Below are 19,176 nucleotides of genomic sequence, written 5' to 3'. Positions count from 1 at the left end.
AGACCCATCATCCGGCCTGTGCCGGGCCTTGCTCGTCCGGCCCGTCAGGCTGCTCGATGGGCAGTATCACGCGAAAGCGCGTGCCGACCCCCAGCTGGCTGTCAACAAGGATCTGACCATGGTGCTTTTTCACGATGCCGTAGGACAGCGACAGCCCCAGCCCCGTGCCCTGGCCGATGGGCTTGGTCGTGAAGAAGGGATCGAAGATCCTGTTGAGGTTTTCGGGGGAGATGCCCGAGCCGTTGTCGGCGATCTCCACCCAGACCTGCGCCCCGTCCCTGCCGCTGCGGATGGTGATGCAGCCCTGCTCACCGCTGATGGCATGCGAGGCATTGATCAGCAGGTTCATGAAGACCTGGTTCAGCTCCGACGGCAGGCACAGGATCTCGGGGATCTCGCCGTAGTCCCTGACGACCTTGGCTTTGTACTTGATCTCGTTGTTGACGATGTTGAGCGTCGATTCCAGGCCGTGGTGCAGGTCCGCCAGCGCCCATTCCTGGCTGTTGTCGACGCGGGAGAAGTCCTTGAGGTCCTGCACGATCTTGCGAACGCGGCTGATGCCCTCCCTGGACTCCGCCATGAGGGTCGGAATGTCTTCCTTGAGGTAGTCCAGCTCGACCTTCTGCCGCAAGGCCGACAGCTCCGCGCCGACCGTCGTGCCCGCCAGCAGGGGTTCCGCCGCCTCATAGGCCGCCAGCATTTCGAACAGGTCGGCCAGGTAGCGTTCCAGCGTGCCGAAGTTCGAGAAGATGTAGCCGATCGGGTTGTTGATCTCATGCGCCACGCCCGCCGCCAGCTGCCCGATGGAGGCCAGCTTCTCGGACTGCACCAGCTTCTCCTGCGCCTCACTGAGCCGCGCATTGAGCTGCTTCAGCTCCTGGTTGCTGCGCAGCAGTGCCTGCACCTCCTGCGCCGGCAGTGCACCGGCATGGCCTTGTTCATGAGCGTTCATGGAGACCCCTCGCCAGGAAAGAAGGCCTGGCACAAGACGGCATGCTCCGACTCCACGTCGGCAAAAAGGCGGAACCACTGCGGCTCCTCCATGTCCAGGCGGCGCCAGCTGTGCAGAGCCAGGGAGGGGACCGACTCGTCCGCCGCCCCTTCCAGGCCCAGCCCGTGGGCCACGCAATCGGCCACGTGCACCAGGTCCGCCAGCGGTGCGCTGCCGTCCTCGGGCGGCTGGTGATGCAGGGCCACGCTGTCCACCAGCGCGGGTGCCAGCAGCCATTGCTCGGCCAGCGCGCCGCCAACGACGGCATGGTCCTGGCCCAGGCAGGCGTGCTCAGCCTCGACAAGGCGGGTTCCCTTGTCAGCCTGCCAGCGCAAGGCCTGGGCGTAGTCCTCGGGGGCCAGGCTGGCCAGGGCCACGCGCCCCAGGTCATGCAGCAGGCCGCCGGCAAAGGCCAGGCCGCTGTCCTGCCCCCCTGCACGGGCCAGGGCCTCCGCGCACAGAGCGCAGGCCAGCGAATGGCGCCAATAGGCCCCCAGGTCGAAGGACGGGCATCGCCCGAGGTCGAAGCTGCGGGCCAGGCCCGCCGCCAGGGCCAGGTTGCGGACGGAGCGCCAGCCGATGATGGCCACGGCGTCCGCTATCAGCGTCACGCGCCGGGGCAGGCCATAGAACGGTGAATTCGCCAGCCTCAGGACCTTGGCCACGATGCCCTGGTCCAGCGAGATCTGCTGGGTGAGCTGCTCGATGCTCAGGTCCTCGTCGGCCAGCGAGACCAGCAGCTGCATTGCCACAGCATTGGGCGTCGGCAGGTCCCGGATCTGGCGGATCCTTCCGGCGACATCGGTCGCGCTCATGGTGACGCCTCCTCCGCCGCCTGCGCCCTGAAGCGCTGCAGGAGGAAGTACAGCGGGTTCACCCGCTCCTCCTTCAAGGCATGGCGAAACAGATGCTCCAGCTGGTGTTGCGCTTCGCTGCGGTGCTTGTCGGCGGCGTCGGGCCGGGCGGCCGGGGCAGGCGCCGGATGCTCGTTCATAGGTACTCCCTTTCGTGCTCCACGGGCATCAGTACCAGCAGGCGGCCCCGCTGTGTCGGCTGCGCTTCCCAGCCGGCCCACAGGGAGCGGCACAAGGCCCGGTAGCGATGCCCGTCGATGTGGACCAGGGTGCTGGCATCCCCGGATTCGCTCCACAGCGTGCGCAGGCCGTCCGGCAGCACCTCGTCCAGGAAACGGCCGACGGGCGCCGGCTGGTGCTTGAACAACTGCTCCGATGCCTCGTTGGCATAGCTGATCATGCCGCTCGGGTCCGCCCCCATGATGGGCAGGGGCACGCGCTCCAGCAGCTCGCGCATCACCTGCAGGCTGACTTCCTCGCGGCTGATGCGCTCATGCTGGGACTGCAGCAGCTGCTGGAGCCGGCGGTTGACCTGAGCCAGCTCCTGGTTGGCCTCCGTCACCGCCGAGTCCAGGCGCCTGTTCTCGTCCGCCAGCTCCTTGCTGCGGAAGGCCTCCTGCACGTGCGCCCTCAGCCGCTCATCGTCCCAGGGCTTGGTCAGGAACTTGTAGATGGCGCCCTCGTTGATCGCGTCCGTGATGGACTGCAGCTCCGTGTAGCCGGACAGCACCATGCGCACCGTGCCGGGATAGAGCTCCTTGGCGCGCCGCAGGAACTCGACCCCCGTCATGCCCGGCATGCGTTGGTCGGAGATGATCACGTCGACCTCGTGCTCGGCCAGGCACTGCAGGCCTTCGCCGCCGCTGTTGGCGGTGAGGATCTGGTAGCCGTCGCGGCGCAGCAGGCGCCTCAGTGCGGCGACGATGTTCTCCTCGTCGTCCACGAGCAGCAGGGTGCGCCTGCGTTCGGCGGCGAACAGATGCCCGGGCAGCTGCTGCTCCGCGCGCAGCTGGGCCTCGAAGGCCTCGGCATCCACGCCCGGGCTGAAGAGGAAGCCCTGCATCTGGTCGCACTTGTTGGCCATCAGCATGGACAGCTGCCCTTCGGTCTCCACCCCCTCGGCCAGCACCTTCAGCTGCAGGCTGTGCGCCATGTTGATGACTGCCCGGGTCATGGAGACGTCATGCGCCGCCGCCTCGACGTCGTGGACGATGCTGCGGTCGATCTTGACGATGTCCACCGGCAGCCGGCGCAGGTAGCCGAGGTTCGAGTAGCCGGTGCCGAAGTCGTCCAGCGAGATCTCCACGCCCAGCGCCTTGATGGCATGCAAGGCGCGCAGGATGTGCTGGCTTTCCTCGATGAAGAGGCTTTCAGTGATCTCGATGCCCAGCCAGCGCGGGTCCATGCCTGTCTCGCGAAGGATGTTCTGCACCCGCCAGGCGATGTCCGGCAGCTGCAGCTGGCGCGCTGAAAGGTTCACGGCCAGGCGAATCGGGCGCAGGCCCGCCTTCTGCCACTTCACGGCCTGCAGGCAGGCCTGGCGCATCACCCACTCGCCCAGCTCGACGATCAGCCCGCAGGCCTCGGCCACAGCGATGAACTCCACTGGCGGCACCTCGCCGCGCACCGGGTCCGTCCAGCGCGCGAGCACTTCGGCGCCGATGATGCGCCCCTGCCGGAGCTCCAGCTGGGCCTGGTAGTGCAGGTGCAGCCCATCCTGCTCCAGGGCCCGGCGCAGCGCTGTCTCGGTCTCCAGGCGCCGGAAGGCGCGTGCATGCGCGGCGGGGTCATAGCGGCAGACCAGGCCCTCGCTCTCGCGCGCCTGTCCCAGGGCCGCCTGGGCCTGGTGGAGCAGCCGGGGGCCCTGGTCGCTGTCCAGGGGCGCCTGGCTGAATCCCAGCGAGCAGCTCATGGCGAACTCGACATCGCCCAGCTGTACGGGCTCGTTGAGCGCCCGCAGCAGCGCCCGGCATTCCTCCAGCAGATCCGCCTGCCCTTCGCCTGCGGGAATGCGCCGCAGGCAGGCGTACTCGCCCTGACCCAGGTGCGCCAGCACCAGAGCGGTCTTGCCGGCCGCCGTCTCCAGCCGCTGCGCCACCAGCTGCAGCAGGCGGTCGCCACCGTCATAGCCCAGGGAGTCCATCACCATGCCCAGCTGGTGCACCTGCATGACCATCAAGACCAGGCCGGCGTCGCCCTCCCGCAGCGGCTCCAGGCATTGCTGCAGGCGCTCCAGCAAGGCCTTGCGGTTGGACAGCCCGGTGACGGGGCAGCTCTTGTCCAGCCGCTCGATGCGCTGTTCGGCGTCGTGGCGCTCGGTGACGTCCTGCAGAATCGTCAGCGCCCGTCGCGGCCAGCCCTTGTCGTCCAGGTCAATGACGGCCCGGTGCAGGACCGTGCGAAAGCTGCCATCCGAACGCTGGATCCGGTGCTCGAACTCGCAGGGTTGCTGGGGCGCGACCAGGCGGCTGTTGCGCTGCACGCTGTCGCGCTCGCCCCGCGGCACGCGCAGGTAGAGCCAGTCCGGGTCGACGGGCGTCGAGGACTCGGGCTCGCCGAACAGGTGGAACATGCCGGCGGTCCACCGGACCTGCTCGCTCATCAGGTCCGTCTCCGCGCAGCCGATCTTGGCGAGCTCCTCGGCGTGTCCCAGCAGCTTGGCTCGATGGTGCATTTCCTGGGTGCGGGCCAGGTAGTCCCGCACGATCAGGCGGCCCAGCTGCGCCAGGCTGGCGAGAAACAGGAGCAGCAGCAGGACCTGCCCCGTCTGCGCGCTGCGCAGGGCGCTGCGCTGGCGATCCAGCTCGCCGTCCAGCTGGTAGGCACCGACTTCCAGCCAGGCGACCAGGGCCGCCTGCGCGCGCTCAAAGTCCGCGGCCGTGGGCTGCGTGCGCAGGCGGGCCAGGCTGTCGTCCAGCCCCTGCAGGGGCGCTGCCAGTGCCTGCGACATGGCCGGGTTCGCCTGGAAGACCTTGCCCATCATCTGACGAAGCCGATGGGCACTGCCCTCGTCCGTCCAGGCGCCCTTGCCGGCGGCGTCCTGCAGTTGCTCGGCCAGCTCCGTGCCCTGCATGAAGCAGGCGGCCATCAGGTAGTAGGTATCGGTCCGGGGATCCAGGACGAGCGCGTATTCGTCCAGCACCAGCTCCATCATCTGTTGGAACTTCGCCTTCAGCTGAGCGCTCACTTGCCTCGTCGGTTCCGCGGACGCGACCCGGGCCTCATCGACGGGCAGCTGGCGCAGCAGCTGCCGGGCTTCGTCAGCGGCCTGGCGCAACGCCATGGAGGCGCCCTCGGCGTCCAGCCGTGCCTGCAGCGAATCCAGGCGCTCCCGCAGCCGTGCGGCATCCCACGCCCGCGAGGCGGCAGCGTCCCCTGCGGGGATGGCTGCCTGCAGGCGCCCCAAGGACTCATGGCTCTGCTGCAGGAGGCTGGCGTGGGCGACACCCTGGCGCTCTCGGTCTATCGTCCGAATCAGCGCCTGACTCAGCTTCAGCTGCTGCCACACCGGCACGCCAATGGCCGCCATGCAAAGAACGGCCGCCAGCAGCAGCTTCTGCTTGAGTCCCATGCCCTGAAGCCAGCCCCTGGTTCCGGCGGCCGACGTCGAGCCCCATCCGGACGTGAACGCGTTGGTTGAATCCATCTCCAACTCAGCCGAACGCCGCGCCTGTGCATGGGCATGCTGGCAACGCGGCAAACTCGCCCGGGCCGCTGACATTGTTTGCCATGCGTACCCGGCGCCCTCGGCCCGTGGGGCCTCCCTCGACCGGCTGCGTTCGCCGGCGTCGTGACGCACAGCGCAAGCCTCCGGTCGGCAGATCGGTCCAGCGCGGACCGGATCCTGCAACAGCAGTGGACGCCTGCCGATGGCGCACTGTCAAGCCGGGTTGCCGACTGTTGTATGCGACCTTTCGCACACCAGCCGCCAGAGACTCCCCCGTCGGCGACCGACTGGCGAACCCGCCGACTTAGGCGTAAAAAGAGGGCCTGGGCGCAAGCCCGCCGCCTCCCGGAGGTCTCCATGCTCTGGACGTCTTCGCTGCTGCCGCCTGAAGTCCAGGCCGGCCTGTCGATCACCGAACTGCCCGCCATGGCCGAGCCGCCCGGGCTGCCGCAAGCGCCCTCGCCTCTTGATGCGGAGGTGGTCCTGCTGATCGACGTGCGCTCCTACTCGGAGTTCATGGCCGGCCATGTCGCCGGGGCCCATTGCCTGCCCCTGCCTCGCCTGGCGGACGACATCGTCCACCTGGCTCCGGATCCAGGCCAGCCGATTGCCCTCTACTGCGCCAGCGGCCACCGTGCCGAGCAGGCGCTGGGCCTCTTGCAGCGCCTGGGCTACCAGGCGGCCTGCAATGCCGGCACGCCCGTGCTGCTGGCGCGCCGCCTGGGACGGGCGCTGGAGTCCGGTCTCTGATCACCCGACAGGAGGTCACCGTGATGCTGTGGGTTTCTCAACTGCACTGGCCCGAGCCCATGATGGACAGCGGCGCCGAGCCGCCCGCCGAGGCCGCGCCACCGGCATCCGCGCCGTCCATGGACTGGCCTCCCGACGCCCTGCGCGTCGATGTGCGCTCCTACGCCGAGTTCATGGCCGGCCACCTGCCTGGCGCACACAGCATGCCCCTGCCCCGGCTGGGCGAGATCATGGCGCTGCAGCACTGGCCGATGGAAACGCCGCTGCTGGTCTACTGCGCCACCGGCGCGCGCGCCGAGCTGGCCGTGGCCGAACTGCGCCGACTGGGCTGGGCACGCGCTTACTATGGCGGCGGCGCGCTGGAATTGTCCGGCCGCCTGCACGAGCCGCTGCTGCGCGGCATGTAGTCCCAGCCCATGCAGGATCCCCGCGTTGACGCCTACATCGAGAAGTCCGCCCCCTTCGCCCAGCCCCTGCTGAGCTTCTGGCGCGAGCTGGTCCATGCCCAGTGTCCGGGCGTGGAGGAGACCATCAAGTGGGGCTTCCCTCACTTCATGTGGGGCGGCCGCATCCTCACCAGCATGGCGGCCTTCAAGGCCCATGCCAGCATCGGCTTCTGGCAGGGCGAGGCAGTCACCGGCGCCAGCGAGCGCCGTGAGGGCATGGGTGAACTGGGCAAGCTCACCCAGCTCGCGGACCTGCCCCCCAAGGCCGAGCTCAAGGCCATGCTCAAGAAGGCACAGGGCCTGATCGACCAGGGCGTCAAGCCGCAGCGCCAGGTCCGTCAGGCACCCAAGCCGGTCCCGGACATGCCGCCGGCCTTCGCCCAAGCCCTGAGCGTGCAGCCGGCCGCCCAGGCCTTCTTCGAGCGGCTGCCGCCGGGCCACCGCCGCGAGTACCTCGACTGGATCGCCGAGGCCAAGCGCGAGGAGACGCGCGAGAAGCGCATTGCCCAGGCCGTCGAGTGGCTGGGCGAGGGCAAGCGCCGCAACTGGAAGTACGAGAACTGCTGAAGCCTGCCCTGCTCAGGGCACAACGGCCAGGAACAGGAAGACGGCGAACAGCACCAGGTGCACGGCGCCCTGCAGTACGGTGGCGCGCCCGCTGCCCAGGGTCAGGGCGCCAACCACCAGGCTCAGCACCAGAAGCACGATGCCCGTGGGCGGCAGGCCCAGCACCAGCGGGTTCGGCAGGAACAGCGAGAGCACCGCCACCGCAGGAATCGTCAAGCCGATGCTGGCCAGGCCCGAGCCCAGGGCCAGGTTGAGGCTGGTCTGCAGCCGGTTGCGCGCGGCGGCATGCACGGCGGCCAGGGTCTCGGGCAGCAGCACCAGCAGGGCCACCATCACGCCCACCAGCGAGGGTGGCGCCCCGAGGTTCTGCACCAAGGCCTCCATGGGCGGCGCCAGGCGCTTGGCAAGGCCGACCACGCCCACCAGGCAGACCATCAGCAGGCCCAGGGCTGCCCAGGCCACGGCGGTGCTGGGGGGCTCGGCGTGGTCGGCGCTGTCACCGCCTTCGTCCTGCACGGGCAGGAAGTAGTCGCGATGCCGCCAGGCCTGCACGAAGACGAAGGCGCCATACAGCACCAGGGAGACCACCCCGGCAAACATCAGCTGCGGCCGCGCGAAGGTGGGCCCCGGCGAGCTGGTGGTGAAGCTGGGCAGCACCAGGGTCAGCGTGGCCAGGGCCGCCAGCACAGCCAGCGCGGGGCTGGTGCCGTCGACGCGGAAGGCCAGCACCCGGTGCTTCAGGCCGCCCACCAGGATGCACAGGCCCAGCACGCCGTTGCAGACGATCATGATGGCCGAGAACACGGTGTCTCGCGCCAGCGAGCTCGCCCCCTCGCCGCCGGCCAGCATCAGGGACACGATCAGCGCCACCTCGATCACCGTGACGGCCACCGCCAGCACGAGCGATCCGAAGGGCTCGCCCACCCGGTGAGCCACCACTTCGGCGTGGTGCACGGCCGCCAGCACGGCCGCGCCGAGGCACAGGCCGACCAAGGCCAGCACGCCCCCCTGGGCGCCCGGCCAGGCCAGGGCCAGCAGGGCGGCGAGTGGCGCCATGAGGGACCACAGGGGAAGGGCAGCAGGCAGGCGTGAGATCAGGATGCGCATGGCAGGACGCTAGCACAGCCGGGCGACGCCCCCATGCCCAAAGTCACTGCGGGACTTCCTGCTGCCGCAAGTCCGCAGACACCGCTATGGTGCGCTCTCCAACAAGGGAGGGACCGATGCGTTCTGGTGCGAGCAAGAAAGAGGGCCACGGCCTGCGCGCCCTGCTGCTGGCCGGCATGATCGCCGCCGCGCTGGGCCCGGCACCTGCGCAAGCCCAGGTTCCCAAGGCCCAGGATCGCCCCTACCCCGGGGTGATGCAGGTCCGCGTGGACGCCACCGACCTGGACCACCGTGTCTTCCAGGTCCGCCAGCGGCTGCCCGTGCAGCCAGGCCGGCTGGCCCTGCTGCACCCGCGCTACCTGCCCGGTGCGCATGGCCCCTATGGCGAGGTAGACCGCATCGCCGGCCTGCAGATCCAGGCGGAGGGTCAGGTCTTGCCCTGGACGCGGGATACCGTGGATCCGAGCGCCTTCCATGTCGAGATCCCCAAGGGGGTGCGCCAGGTCGAGATCCGCCACCAGTTCCTCAGCGCCCTGAACCGCGAGAGCGGCCGGGTGGTGATGACCCGCGAGATGCTGAACCTGCAGTGGATCAGCATGGTGCTCTATCCGGCCGGGCACCGGGTCGACCGCATCCAGGTGCAACCCGAGCTGCGCCTGCCCACCGGCTGGCAGCAGGCGAGCGCCCTGCGTGTGCAGGAGGGTGGCAGCGGCGATCCGGAGGTGCTGCGCTTCGCCCCGGTCAGCCTGGAGACGCTGATGGATTCGCCGATCTTCGCCGGCCGGCACCTGCGCCGCATCGAGCTCGATCCGCCGGGCCAGCCGCGGCCCGTGGTCCTGAACATCATGGCCGACAGCCCCGAGGAGCTGCAGGCCAGCGAGGCGCAGGTGGAGGCCCATCGGCGCCTCGTGCAGCAGGCGGACCGGCTCTTCGCCTCGCGGCATTTCGAGCACTACGACTTCCTGCTGGCCATCTCCGAACGCATGGGAGGCATTGGCCTCGAGCACCACCAGAGCAGCGAGAACGGTGTGCGGCCCGGCTACTTCAAGGACTGGGCGCACCGCCCGGGCGCCCGCAGCCTGCTGCCCCATGAATACGCGCACTCCTGGAACGGCAAGTTCCGCCGCCCGGCCGACCTGCTGACGCCCGACTACAACGTCCCCATGCAGGACAGCCTGCTGTGGCTCTACGAGGGCCAGACGGACTACTGGGGCCGCGTGCTGGCCGTGCGTGCCGGCCTGGTCAGCCCCGAGCAGATGCGCGACACCCTCGCGCAGACCGTGGCCATGCTCAGCCACCGCGCGGGTCGCGTCTGGCGCAATCTGCAGGACACCACCAACGAAGGCGCCATGGCCCGCTCGCGCAGCGAGCCGGACTGGAGCAACTGGCAGCGCGGCGCCGACTACTACCCCGAATCCACCCTGATCTGGCTGGATGCCGACACCCTGATCCGCGAGAAGAGCGGCGGCCAGCGCAGCCTGGACGATTTCGCCCGCCGCTTCTTCGGCATCCAGGACGGCCGCCAGCAGCCCCTGAGCTATCGCTTCGAGGACATCGTGGCGGCGCTGGGTGAGGTCCAGGCCCACGACTGGGCCCGCTTCCTGCGCGAGCGCCTGGACAGCCACGGCCCCGGAGCGCCGCTGGACGGCCTGGCCCGCGCCGGCTGGCGCCTGGACTGGGCCGAGCAGCCCAGCGAGTTCCAGCGCCACCAGGCCGAGGACGGCGAGTGGCGCAACGACGACTTCAGCTACTCCCTGGGCCTGGTGCTCAAGCGCGACGGCAAGGTGGAGCGCGTGCTGTGGGACAGCCCCGCCTTCCGCGCGGGCATGAGCCGCGCGCTGACGGTGGTCGCAGTCAATGGCACGGCCTACAAGGGCGAGCGACTGTCCGCCGCCATCACGGCCAACAAGACGGGGCAGGCCCCGCTGGAGCTGCTGGTGCGCGAGGGCGAGCAGTACCGGCCGGTGCGCATCGACTACCGCGAGGGCCTGCGCTACCCGCGCCTGGTGCGCAGCGCGGGCGGCACCGAGCGGCTGGACGCCGCCATCCTGCAGCCCCGGTGACCTTTGCCTGCCCGCCTGGGGGCGTGCCAATAATGGGGGCCTCTCGTGATTCCCGGAGAAGGAGCCCCTCATGCCTGCGCCGTCCGCCCTGCCCCGCGCCCTGCCCCCTGTCCTGCGGCGCCCCCTGCTGCTGGCCGCCGGCCTGTCCCTGAGCCTGCTGGGGGCGACCGCCAGCCTGGCACGCCCGGACACCATCGGCGAGGTCGACACCGTCTTCAAGCTGATCGGCCCGGACCACAAGATCGTGGTCGACGCCCATGAAGATCCCCGCGTGGAAGGCGTGACCTGCTATGTGTCGCGCGCCAAGACCGGCGGCATCAAGGGCGCGCTGGGCCTGGCCGAGGACAAGAGCGAGGCCTCCATCGCCTGCCGCCAGACCGGGCCCATCCAGTTCACCAAGGCCCTGCCGCAGCAGGAAGAGGTGTTCAACGAGCGCATCTCCCTCGTCTTCAAGCGCCTGCGCATCGTGCGCATGGTCGATACCAAGCGCAACACGCTGGTCTACCTGACCTACTCGGACCGCCTGATCGAGGGCTCGCCCCAGAACAGCGTGACCGCAGTGCCCGTGGACCGGGCCACGCCCATCCCCGTCAAGTGAGCGTCATGCCCCAGCCCAGCGGCCCAGGTGCACGCTGACGGGCTGCGGCACCGGCACGTGCAGGCCGGTCGGGCGCAGCTCCATGCCGGACTCGACGCGCAGCACGGCCAGCTGGTCGCTGCGCTCATTGCAGACGTAGAGGAAGCGGCCGGCGGGGTCCAGTGCAGCGCTGCGAGGATAGGAGCCGCGAGTCCAGACGTGGTCGAGCACGCGGGGCAGGCCTGAGGCCTCGAGCGCGATGAGGCTCACCGCGTCGAACAGGCGGTTGAGCGCGTAGAGGTGGCGGCCGTCGGGCGCCGGCAGCAGGTCGGAGGCATAGCTGGTGCCGGCGAATCCTGCGGGTAGCACGCTGGTCTCGTCCAGCAGCTGCAGGTGGCCGGTGGCGGCGTCGAAATGCAGGGTCGCCAGTGTGGAGGACTCCTCGCACAGCACGTGCACGCGGTCCCCCCGCCCGGGTGCGAAGAGGAAGTGCCGCGGCCCTGACCCCGGCGTCAGCGCGATGCCCTCCAGCGGCCGCAGCTGCAGCGGGCCCTCATGCCGCCAGACCTGCAGGCGGTCCAGGCCCAGGTCGGTGGCCAGCACATGACGGCCGTCGGGGCTGACCCGCACCATGTGCAGGTGCGCCGCCTCGTGGCCGCTGCAGGCGCGGCTGCCGGGCGGCGCGTTCTGCGGCCGGCGGGGGCCCGGCTGCCAGCGGCCTCGGGGATCGCTGGGCCAGACCGCACCGAGGCCCGTCGGCAGGCCGGCCTCATCCAGACGCCACAGGCTCAGGGCCGCCTCCTCGTAGTGCGCCAGCATGACGGTCTGGCCCAGCAGGGCGAGGTGGACGGGGCTGTCGGCGCCGCTGCCCTGCCGATGCAGGCACTCGGTGCCCTGCGGCCCAGGGCGATAGACAGCCAGGGCGCCCTGGGCACGGCCATCGAAGTGGCGCAGCTCATGGGCGGCGTAGAGCAGGCCACGGGCGGCATCTGCCAGCAGCCAGCTGGCCCTGGGCAGCGCCGGCACGGCCGCCTCGGCCTGCAGGGCGCCGGTGGTTTCATGCTGACGAAACCGCCACAGTCGGCCGGATTCGGGATCGGCGCTGCCCACATGGGCCAGCACGGGCATCGCGACAGAGGAGGAGGACATGCGGCAGCTCGGGCTTCCGGCCGGCCGCTTCAGCGCATCCGACCGTAAATTGGTACGCGATTGGACTGCTCCATTGTGGACCGAACCCGCAACCCAGTGCCCCTAGTACTTGGGGGAGCGGCCGCCCAGGTCCGCTCGACAGGCGTACAAGCCCGCCTGATGCAACCCCGTGTCGTGCGGGGCCTGCACAAGCAAGGAGTGATCCCATGAAACACAAGCCAATGCGCACCTGGGCCGTCCTGCCCACGCTGCTGCTGGGCCTGGCCGGTGCCGCTCAGGCGGCGCTGGTCGGCAGCACCAGCCTGGTGAGCTTCAACACCGCCAGCGCCGGCCTGGGCAGCCAGAGCCTCGTCGACTTCGAGTCCCCACCGCCCGGCGGCTTCAGCGTCAGCGGCAGCACCGCCGTGGGCCTGGCGCCCAGCGTGCGCAACCAGGCCGGCCTGTGGAACCCCTCGGGCACGCACTTCCTGGGCGTGGACGATGCCGGCAATCTGGACCAGTTCAGCTCCGGTGACACCCTTACCTTCACCTTCAGCAGCGCCCTGCGCGCCTTCGGCCTCTACGTGGTGGCCGGCGGCGACGTGATCGAGGGCGACCTGACGCTGTCGATCGGCGGCACCGTGCTGAGCAACGGCCCGCAAAGCGGCGCGCTGACGGACGGCGCCGGCAGCTACGCCTACTTCATGGGCTTCGTGGCCGGCGATGCGGGCGACGCCTTCAACAGCATCACGCTGAAGAGCAATGGCGACTTCTTCTTCGTCTTCGACGTGGACGACCTGCGCTTCACGCCCGCCGGCAAGGCCAGCGACGTGCCCGAGCCGCAAGCCCTGTCCCTCGCCCTGCTGGCCGCCTGCGCCGCCGGGGCGGCCAGCCGCCGCAAGGCCCTGAAGCGCTGAGCCTCTGCCGCATCGGCAAGACCTGACCCCATTTCCGGATCCGCATCCCGACATCAAGGAGCACAACGCATGAACACCCTCCGCATCCGCAGCGCCCTGCTGGGCCTCGTCGCCACCCTGGGCCTGGCCCAGCAAGCCCAGGCCCAGGCCGAGCCCTTCATCGGCCAGGTCATGTGCGCCGGCTTCAACTTCGCGCCGCGCGGCTGGGCGGCGATGAACGGCCAGCTGCTGCCCATCGCCACCAATACGGCGCTGTTCTCGCTGCTGGGCACCACCTACGGCGGCGACGGCCGCGTGACCTTCGGCCTGCCCGACATGCGCGGCCGCGTCATGATCCACACCGGCATGGGCCCCGGCCTGACCTATCGCAACCTGGGCGAGCAGGGCGGCACCGAGAACCAGACCCTGAGCGCCTCGCAGATGCCGCCGCACAGCCACAGCGTGGCGCCTGTCGCCAGCAGCAATGACGCCAACAGCATCTCGCCCACCGGCAAGGCCCCGGCCACCAAGGCCCGCACCACGCTGTATGCCGATGCCACGCCCGGCAACACCATGGCCCCGACGATGAGCAGCGTGGCCGGCGGCGGCCAGCCCTTCAACAACATGCAGCCCTTCGTCACGATGAACTGCTTCATCGCCACCGAAGGCATCTTCCCCTCGCGCCCCTGAGCGCAAGGCCCCGGCGAGGGGCCGCGGGAACGAAGAAGGCCAGCCCGCAGGCTGGCCTTTTGCATGGGGCTCTCCCCCTGCTCAGAGGCCGATCACGAAGACCACGGCCGAGCGCGCCGGCACCGTGAACCGGCCCGTGCCGCCGTCGTAGCGGGCCTCGGCCGCGATGCGCGCATCGGCCGCAGCGCTGGCCAGATGCACCGGATGCAGGCGGTAGCCCTTGCCTTGCAGGGCCGGGATGTCGACGCTGCGGGCCTGCTTGTCGGCATTGAAGACATAGACCAGCTCCTGGACGCCCGCCCCTGCCAGTCCGCGACCCTCCAGCTGGCCCACGATCAGCGCCTCCTGCTGCCCGGAACCGGTGTTGTGGAAGCGCAGGCGCTGCCTGATCTCCGCCGCGCTGGGCAGGTGGAACAGGCTGGAGCTGGCGCGGATGCGCAGCAGGTCCCGGAAGGCATCGCGGGTCCAGGCGATCTCGGTGGCGCCGGGCTTGATCGAGGCATCGGCCAGCAGGGGCTTCATCAGCGCCCAGCTGTCGCCGTTGTCGCTCTTCATCGGCAGGCCGCTGCCCCAGCCGTTGTCCTGGTAGCTCCAGTCCAGACGATTGAACCAGTCGCCGGCGTCATAGCTGTTGCGGTCCAGGCTCTTGCTGCGCAGCACGTCCACGCCGGCATGGAAGTAGGCCACGCCCTGGCTGAAGGCATTGATCGCTGCACCAAGGATCTGCACCCGCGCCCGGTCCATGCGCGAGCTGCCCTGCGGCAGGCGCCAGGCGTTGATGTCAAAGAGCGTCTGGTTGTCGTGGTTCTCGATGTAGTTGACCGCCTCGCCCGGCTCGGCCACATAGCCTGCGCCGTTGAGCTGCTCCAGGGTCACGCTGGCGTCCCAGTGGGTCTGCAGCGGGAAGCCCTTGACCGAGCCGGCCAGGCCGGACTTGATCAGGTCGCCCTGCCACATCAGGTCGTTGCGGCTGCGACCGCCGGACTGCGCATTCGGATCCAGGTAGAGCCCGTTGATCCAGCCCTGGTTGGCGATGAGCGCGTTGCCTGAATCGAAGGGGCTCCCGCCGCGCACCGCGTCGCGGATGAAGGGGTTGAAGCTGCCAATGCCCGAGCCGTTGAGCGACCCCATGGAGGCCTGCACGAAGCGGGCGCCGTCCATCACCTCGCCGAAGTTCCAGCCCTCGCCGATGAGCTGCACCGGGCGGCCCGCGGCCGCGGCCACCGCGGCCTTGAGCTGCTCCATCACGGCGCGCGGCTGGTGGCCCATGATGTCGAAGCGGAAGGAGCTGATGTGATAGTCGCGGGCCCAGCGGATCGCGGTGTCGATCATCAGCTTGCCCATCATCAGGTTCTCGGTCGCCGTGTTGTCGCAGCAGGTGGAGGTCTCCACGCCACCGCTGGCGTTGAGCCGGTGGTAGTAGCCCGGCACGACGCGGTCCAGCACCGACTTGACCGTGTCCTGGCCCGAAGCAACGGTGTGGTTGTAGACCACGTCCATGCCCACGCGCAGGCCGGCGGCGTTGAGCCCCATGACCATCTGGCGGAACTCGAGGATGCGTTTGGCACCGTCGGCCGCATCGCTGGCATAGCTGCCTTCGGGCGCGCCGTAGTGGTAGGGGTCGTAGCCCCAGTTGAAGCAGTCTCCCGCGGCAGCCGCGGCAACGGCGGCCTGCTGGATCTCGGCGTCGGGCGCGCCGCTGATGGCTGGCGTGCTGCAGCCGCTTTCGGGCACGCTGCCCAGGTCGAAGACGGGAAGCAGGTGCACATCGGTCAGGCCGGCCGCGGCCAGAGCCTTCAGGTGCTGCATGCCCCGGCTGGACGCATCGGTGAACGCCAGGTACTTGCCGCGGTGCTCGGCCGGCACGCTGGCGTCCGTGGCCGAAAAGTCCCGCAGGTGCAACTCGTAGATGCTCATGTCGGTGTTGCGGCTCACGGTCGCCGGCGGCGCGCTCTGGTCCCAGCCGGCGGGCTTGAGGGCCGCTGCGTCCAGGCTGGCGATGTAGCTGCGCGCAGAGTCCACGCCCAGGCTCACCGAATACGGATCCGTCACGAAATTGCGCAGCAGGCCCTTGCCGCGCACGAACACGTCCACGGCATAGCGGTAGTAGCGCCCGCTGAGGTCCGCGGCCTTGCTGAGGGACCACGCGCCCGTGGCGGCATCGAAGGTCAGCAGGTCCACGCTGAGCGGATCACCACTGCTGCCCGCATAGGTGTACACACGCACCGCCTGGGCCGTGGGCGCCCAGAGCTTGAAGCGCGTGCTGCCGCCAGCCACGGTGGCGCCGAGGTCAGTGAGCGCGGCGGCGGAGGCATAGAGGTCGTCCAGCGCGCCGGCCAGCTGCACGGTCGTGGCGTTCTGCACCAGGCCATTCGCATCCTCCTGCACCAGCACCAGCTGCTGCTTCAGCAGCTCGCCGAGGCGGGCCTGGTCGCCGTCCTTGAGGCCCAGCACCACGCCGGGAGCAACGTACTTGAAGCGCTCGGCTACGGCCGCGGGCACGGCCGCCGTCGAGCGGCTCAGCACCAGCGCACCATCGGCCCCGCTGAGCTTCGCGTCCTTGGCCACCATGATCTGGCCGGTGGCCGAGTGGTAAAGCTTGTGCACCCCGCCCGCGTCCACCCGCGGCCACTGGATCAGGCTGCGGTTGAGCCACACGGCGCGGGCATCGCTGGCGGAGACGGAGCGGGTGTCCGGTGCAGCGGTGTAGACCGTTGCGTCCTGCTGCACCAGCCAGACCTCGCCGACCTGGTTCGTGATGTGCAGGGCGGCGTAGTCCACGCGGATGTTCTGCTCGCGGCCGTCCTTGTCGCCCTCGCGGGGTGGCAGGCCGTGGATGATGAACTCCACGGTCTTGCGCGAGGCGTCGCCCTGCGGGTTGAGCACGGGCAGGTCGAAGACGACCTCGCTGCTGCCGGCGCTGTAGCCCGGCATCTGGGCCAGGGGCACGGGCGTCCCCCAGTTGCCCACATTCAGGCCGGCCAGGCGCGAGACGTCCAGCCCGCTGCCGTCCCACAGATGCAGGCCCCAGGCCGCGTAGTGGGCGTCATAGCGCTTGTAGTGCACGCGGACGGTCTTGAGGTCCGGCAGCGCCGCCCCGCTGGGATTGGCGGAATAGGTGCTCGGGTCGCCCTCGATGCGCCAGATCTCGTTCCTGCCGGCCTTGAGGGTGTAGCTCTGGTCCGCGCCGCCGTGGTCCTTCGTGTCGCCCTTGTGGAAGAGGTAGCCCACGGTGCCGGAGCTGGCCACCAGGGGCACCTGGTAGATCGCGCCGAAGCTGTCGCTGCCGCTGGGGTTGTGGCCGCTGTTCCAGCCCGGGTCCTGGCCCGCACCCCAGCTGTGGAGCTGCCAGCCGCTGGTGTCGCCGTCGAGGCGCTTGTAGTGCACCGTGAGCGTGGTGCGGTCCGTGCTGCCGCCGCTGCCGCCCGTGCCGGGCGCCGGCAGCGCCTGCAGCAGGAGATGGGGAGCCGCAGTGCCGCCCTGGCTCAGCAGGGGGTCGTCGGCGGGCGGCGGCGGGGTCGACGCGGCGGGATCGCCACCGCCACCGCCACCGCAGCCAGCCAAGGCCAGGGTGAGGGTCAGGAACAGCAGACCGGCCCAAAGCCAGCCGCGGCCCTTGGGCCGGTACATCGCATTCATGGTGTCTCGCTCCGGTGCTGGCGCGGTCCTGGCCGCGGCCTGCCGGCATGGTATTGAAGTAAAACTACATTCAAAAGATCGGAGCAACCCTCGGAAACCTGTCGTAATCACCAAAGGATTCAACAAATAACGCCTCGGAGAGTAGCTTTGCTACTTGACCGCGAGGCCTCCGCTTCCGAGCCACAATGGATCCAGGAGCCTCCATGAAGATTGCCAACACCGCCCCCTTCGTCGCCCCCCAACGTTTCCAGGAGGCCGAGGCAGCCTGGCAGCAGGTGCAGCTGATCTATGCGCAGGGGGTGAGCCATCTGCGTGAGGCCCTGCAGCGCTTTCTGCGGGGCGAAGACGTGGGCCGCGTACGGGCCTGCTATCCCTTTGTGCGGCTGCGCAGCGAGCGGCTCACCCGTGGCGACTCACGCCTGGCCTATGGCTTCGTGGCAGGGCCCGGCGTCTACGAGACCACGCTCACCCGGCCCGAGCTCTTCGGCCGCTACTACCGCGAGCAGTTCGCGCTGCTGCTGAAGAACCACGGCGCCGAGCTGGAGATCGGCAGCAGCACCGCGCCCATCCCCCTGCACTTCGCGCTCAGCGAGCACGAGCACCTCGAGGGCGATCTGCCACCCGAGCGCCGCCTGCTGCTGCGCGAGTGCTTCGACCTGCCGGACCTCGCCGCCATGGACGACGGCATCGCCAACGGCACGCACGAGCCGGCGCCGGGCGAGCCCGAGCCGCTGTCGCTGTTCACCGCGCCGCGGGTGGACTACTCCCTGCACCGCCTGCGCCACTACACCGGCTGCTCGCCCGAGCACTTCCAGAACTTCGTGCTCTTCACCAACTACCAGTTCTACATCGACGAGTTCATCCGCCTGGGCCGCGAGCTGATGCAGGCGCCACCCGACCCCGCCGCAGCCCATGAGCTGGACGACTGCATCGGCTTCGTCGAACCCGGCAATGTCTGGACGGCCCGCGCCGGCTGCGAGGCCGAGTTCGCCGCCATGGCACCGGGCCTGCCGCCCCTGCGCCTGCCACAGATGCCGGCCTACCACCTGCTGCGCCGCGACGCCAGCGGCATCACCATGGTCAACATTGGCGTCGGCCCGGCCAATGCCAAGACCATGAGCGACCACATCGCCGTGCTGCGCCCGCACTGCTGGCTGATGCTGGGCCACTGTGCCGGCCTGCGCAACAGCCAGCAGCTGGGCGACTACGTCCTGGCCCACGGCTACGTGCGCGAGGACCATGTGCTGGACGAGGAGCTGCCGCTGTGGGTGCCCATCCCGCCGCTGGCCGAGGTGCAGGTGGCGCTGGAGCGCGCGGTGGCCGAGGTCACGCAGCTGTCGGGCTTCGAGCTCAAGCGCATCCTGCGCACCGGCACCGTGGCCTCGACCGACAACCGCAACTGGGAGCTGCTGCCCAGCGCGCACCAGGGCGGACCGGAGCGGCGCTTCAGCCAGAGCCGGGCCATCGCACTGGACATGGAAAGCGCCACCATCGCCGCCAACGGCTTCCGCTTCCGCGTGCCCTACGGCACCTTGCTGTGCGTCTCCGACAAGCCACTGCACGGCGAGATCAAGCTGCCCGGCATGGCCAACCAGTTCTATCGCGAGCGGGTGGACCAGCACCTGCGGATCGGCCTGCGCGCCATCGAGCTGCTGCGCGCCAGCCCGGCCGGCAAGCTGCACAGCCGCAAGCTGCGCAGCTTTGCCGAGGTGGCCTTCCAGTGATCGGCCCCACGGTGGTGTGCACCATCGCGTGACTTTTGCGGCCGGCCAGCCCCACAATGGGGAAACGCCCCGCTCCC

Annotated in this window: 15 protein-coding genes; 8 read left to right on the top strand and 7 right to left on the bottom strand. The window is 69.8% G+C overall.

The features are described from left to right. Positions 1 to 7: 7 nt before the first annotated feature. From ABDJ40_RS23165 to ABDJ40_RS23150, 4 genes are read right to left on the bottom strand one after another with little or no spacing between them, the layout of a single operon-like run. Positions 8 to 952, bottom strand: a complete 945-nt coding sequence (locus tag ABDJ40_RS23165) for an ATP-binding protein (protein ID WP_347613274.1) — start codon at positions 950 to 952, stop codon at positions 8 to 10. Continuing rightward, positions 949 to 1,806 carry an HDOD domain-containing protein gene (locus tag ABDJ40_RS23160; RefSeq protein ID WP_347613272.1) on the bottom strand — a complete coding sequence of 286 codons (858 nt, stop codon included), beginning with the start codon at positions 1,804 to 1,806 and terminating at the stop codon, positions 949 to 951. The genes ABDJ40_RS23165 and ABDJ40_RS23160 overlap by 4 nt, the downstream gene beginning before the upstream one ends. Beyond that, a complete protein-coding gene (locus ABDJ40_RS23155) occupies positions 1,803 to 1,985 on the bottom strand; it encodes a hypothetical protein (RefSeq protein ID WP_347613270.1) in 183 nt (60 codons plus the stop codon). Before ABDJ40_RS23155 ends, ABDJ40_RS23160 begins: the two co-directional genes overlap by 4 nt. After that, positions 1,982 to 5,416, bottom strand: coding sequence for an EAL domain-containing protein (locus ABDJ40_RS23150; RefSeq protein ID WP_347613268.1), 3,435 nt, complete (start codon positions 5,414 to 5,416; stop codon positions 1,982 to 1,984). The genes ABDJ40_RS23155 and ABDJ40_RS23150 overlap by 4 nt, the downstream gene beginning before the upstream one ends. A gap of 453 nt (positions 5,417 to 5,869) precedes the next feature. On the opposite strand from ABDJ40_RS23150, the gene ABDJ40_RS23145 reads away from it, so the two are divergent. The 3 genes from ABDJ40_RS23145 to ABDJ40_RS23135 are packed head-to-tail and all read left to right on the top strand — an operon-like array spanning position 5,870 to position 7,275. Next, a complete protein-coding gene (locus ABDJ40_RS23145; protein WP_347613267.1) occupies positions 5,870 to 6,262 on the top strand; it encodes a rhodanese-like domain-containing protein in 393 nt (130 codons plus the stop codon). A gap of 23 nt (positions 6,263 to 6,285) precedes the next feature. Then, the gene (locus ABDJ40_RS23140) at positions 6,286 to 6,669 is read left to right on the top strand and encodes a rhodanese-like domain-containing protein (RefSeq protein ID WP_347613265.1); all 384 of its coding nucleotides are present in this window, start codon (positions 6,286 to 6,288) and stop codon (positions 6,667 to 6,669) included. 9 nt (positions 6,670 to 6,678) lie between these two features. Then, positions 6,679 to 7,275 (top strand): YdeI/OmpD-associated family protein, encoded by a 597-nt coding sequence (locus tag ABDJ40_RS23135; RefSeq protein WP_269630483.1) that lies wholly within the window; start codon positions 6,679 to 6,681, stop codon positions 7,273 to 7,275. A gap of 12 nt (positions 7,276 to 7,287) precedes the next feature. Here the strand turns inward: ABDJ40_RS23135 and ABDJ40_RS23130 are convergent, their stop codons facing one another. Beyond that, on the bottom strand, positions 7,288 to 8,382 hold the full coding sequence (locus tag ABDJ40_RS23130) for a calcium:cation antiporter (RefSeq protein WP_430765672.1): 1,095 nt from the start codon (positions 8,380 to 8,382) through the stop codon (positions 7,288 to 7,290). A 116-nt stretch (positions 8,383 to 8,498) separates the two neighbouring features. Between ABDJ40_RS23130 and ABDJ40_RS23125 the strand changes: the two genes are divergently transcribed. Beyond that, positions 8,499 to 10,445 (top strand): M61 family metallopeptidase, encoded by a 1,947-nt coding sequence (locus ABDJ40_RS23125; RefSeq protein WP_347613263.1) that lies wholly within the window; start codon positions 8,499 to 8,501, stop codon positions 10,443 to 10,445. Between the two features lie 70 nt (positions 10,446 to 10,515). After that, positions 10,516 to 11,043 carry a CreA family protein gene (locus ABDJ40_RS23120; protein WP_347613262.1) on the top strand — a complete coding sequence of 176 codons (528 nt, stop codon included), beginning with the start codon at positions 10,516 to 10,518 and terminating at the stop codon, positions 11,041 to 11,043. A 3-nt stretch (positions 11,044 to 11,046) separates the two neighbouring features. Here the strand turns inward: ABDJ40_RS23120 and ABDJ40_RS23115 are convergent, their stop codons facing one another. Further along, positions 11,047 to 12,171, bottom strand: a complete 1,125-nt coding sequence (locus ABDJ40_RS23115; RefSeq protein ID WP_347613260.1) for a lactonase family protein — start codon at positions 12,169 to 12,171, stop codon at positions 11,047 to 11,049. Positions 12,172 to 12,377: 206 nt separating this feature from the next. Between ABDJ40_RS23115 and ABDJ40_RS23110 the strand changes: the two genes are divergently transcribed. Then, positions 12,378 to 13,067 carry a PEP-CTERM sorting domain-containing protein gene (locus ABDJ40_RS23110; protein ID WP_269630489.1) on the top strand — a complete coding sequence of 230 codons (690 nt, stop codon included), beginning with the start codon at positions 12,378 to 12,380 and terminating at the stop codon, positions 13,065 to 13,067. 69 nt (positions 13,068 to 13,136) lie between these two features. Further along, positions 13,137 to 13,736: a phage tail protein gene (locus tag ABDJ40_RS23105; protein WP_269630490.1), complete on the top strand. Its 600-nt coding sequence runs from the start codon at positions 13,137 to 13,139 to the stop codon at positions 13,734 to 13,736. Positions 13,737 to 13,817: 81 nt separating this feature from the next. Here ABDJ40_RS23105 and ABDJ40_RS23100 read toward each other — a convergent pair whose 3' ends face one another. Further along, positions 13,818 to 17,375 (bottom strand): alpha-1,6-glucosidase domain-containing protein, encoded by a 3,558-nt coding sequence (locus ABDJ40_RS23100; protein ID WP_347613259.1) that lies wholly within the window; start codon positions 17,373 to 17,375, stop codon positions 13,818 to 13,820. A 203-nt stretch (positions 17,376 to 17,578) separates the two neighbouring features. Between ABDJ40_RS23100 and ABDJ40_RS23095 the strand changes: the two genes are divergently transcribed. Continuing rightward, positions 17,579 to 19,099 carry an AMP nucleosidase gene (locus tag ABDJ40_RS23095; RefSeq protein WP_347613257.1) on the top strand — a complete coding sequence of 507 codons (1,521 nt, stop codon included), beginning with the start codon at positions 17,579 to 17,581 and terminating at the stop codon, positions 19,097 to 19,099. The last annotated feature ends 77 nt before the right edge of the window (positions 19,100 to 19,176 follow it).

Source organism: Roseateles flavus (assembly GCF_039872765.1).
GTDB classification, from domain to species: domain Bacteria; phylum Pseudomonadota; class Gammaproteobacteria; order Burkholderiales; family Burkholderiaceae_C; genus Roseateles_B; species Roseateles_B flavus.
Note: the sequence above shows the minus strand (reverse complement) of the source record. Positions and strands in the feature narration are given on the sequence as shown.

Coding starts and splice junctions, on each gene's coding strand:
- ABDJ40_RS23165 (WP_347613274.1), bottom strand. CDS start 952: ATGAACGCTCATGAACAAGGCCATGCCGGTGCACTGCCGGCGCAGGAG.
- ABDJ40_RS23160 (WP_347613272.1), bottom strand. CDS start 1,806: ATGAGCGCGACCGATGTCGCCGGAAGGATCCGCCAGATCCGGGACCTG.
- ABDJ40_RS23155 (WP_347613270.1), bottom strand. CDS start 1,985: ATGAACGAGCATCCGGCGCCTGCCCCGGCCGCCCGGCCCGACGCCGCC.
- ABDJ40_RS23150 (WP_347613268.1), bottom strand. CDS start 5,416: ATGGGACTCAAGCAGAAGCTGCTGCTGGCGGCCGTTCTTTGCATGGCG.
- ABDJ40_RS23145 (WP_347613267.1), top strand. CDS start 5,870: ATGCTCTGGACGTCTTCGCTGCTGCCGCCTGAAGTCCAGGCCGGCCTG.
- ABDJ40_RS23140 (WP_347613265.1), top strand. CDS start 6,286: ATGCTGTGGGTTTCTCAACTGCACTGGCCCGAGCCCATGATGGACAGC.
- ABDJ40_RS23135 (WP_269630483.1), top strand. CDS start 6,679: ATGCAGGATCCCCGCGTTGACGCCTACATCGAGAAGTCCGCCCCCTTC.
- ABDJ40_RS23130 (WP_430765672.1), bottom strand. CDS start 8,382: ATGCGCATCCTGATCTCACGCCTGCCTGCTGCCCTTCCCCTGTGGTCC.
- ABDJ40_RS23125 (WP_347613263.1), top strand. CDS start 8,499: ATGCGTTCTGGTGCGAGCAAGAAAGAGGGCCACGGCCTGCGCGCCCTG.
- ABDJ40_RS23120 (WP_347613262.1), top strand. CDS start 10,516: ATGCCTGCGCCGTCCGCCCTGCCCCGCGCCCTGCCCCCTGTCCTGCGG.
- ABDJ40_RS23115 (WP_347613260.1), bottom strand. CDS start 12,171: ATGTCCTCCTCCTCTGTCGCGATGCCCGTGCTGGCCCATGTGGGCAGC.
- ABDJ40_RS23110 (WP_269630489.1), top strand. CDS start 12,378: ATGAAACACAAGCCAATGCGCACCTGGGCCGTCCTGCCCACGCTGCTG.
- ABDJ40_RS23105 (WP_269630490.1), top strand. CDS start 13,137: ATGAACACCCTCCGCATCCGCAGCGCCCTGCTGGGCCTCGTCGCCACC.
- ABDJ40_RS23100 (WP_347613259.1), bottom strand. CDS start 17,375: ATGAATGCGATGTACCGGCCCAAGGGCCGCGGCTGGCTTTGGGCCGGT.
- ABDJ40_RS23095 (WP_347613257.1), top strand. CDS start 17,579: ATGAAGATTGCCAACACCGCCCCCTTCGTCGCCCCCCAACGTTTCCAG.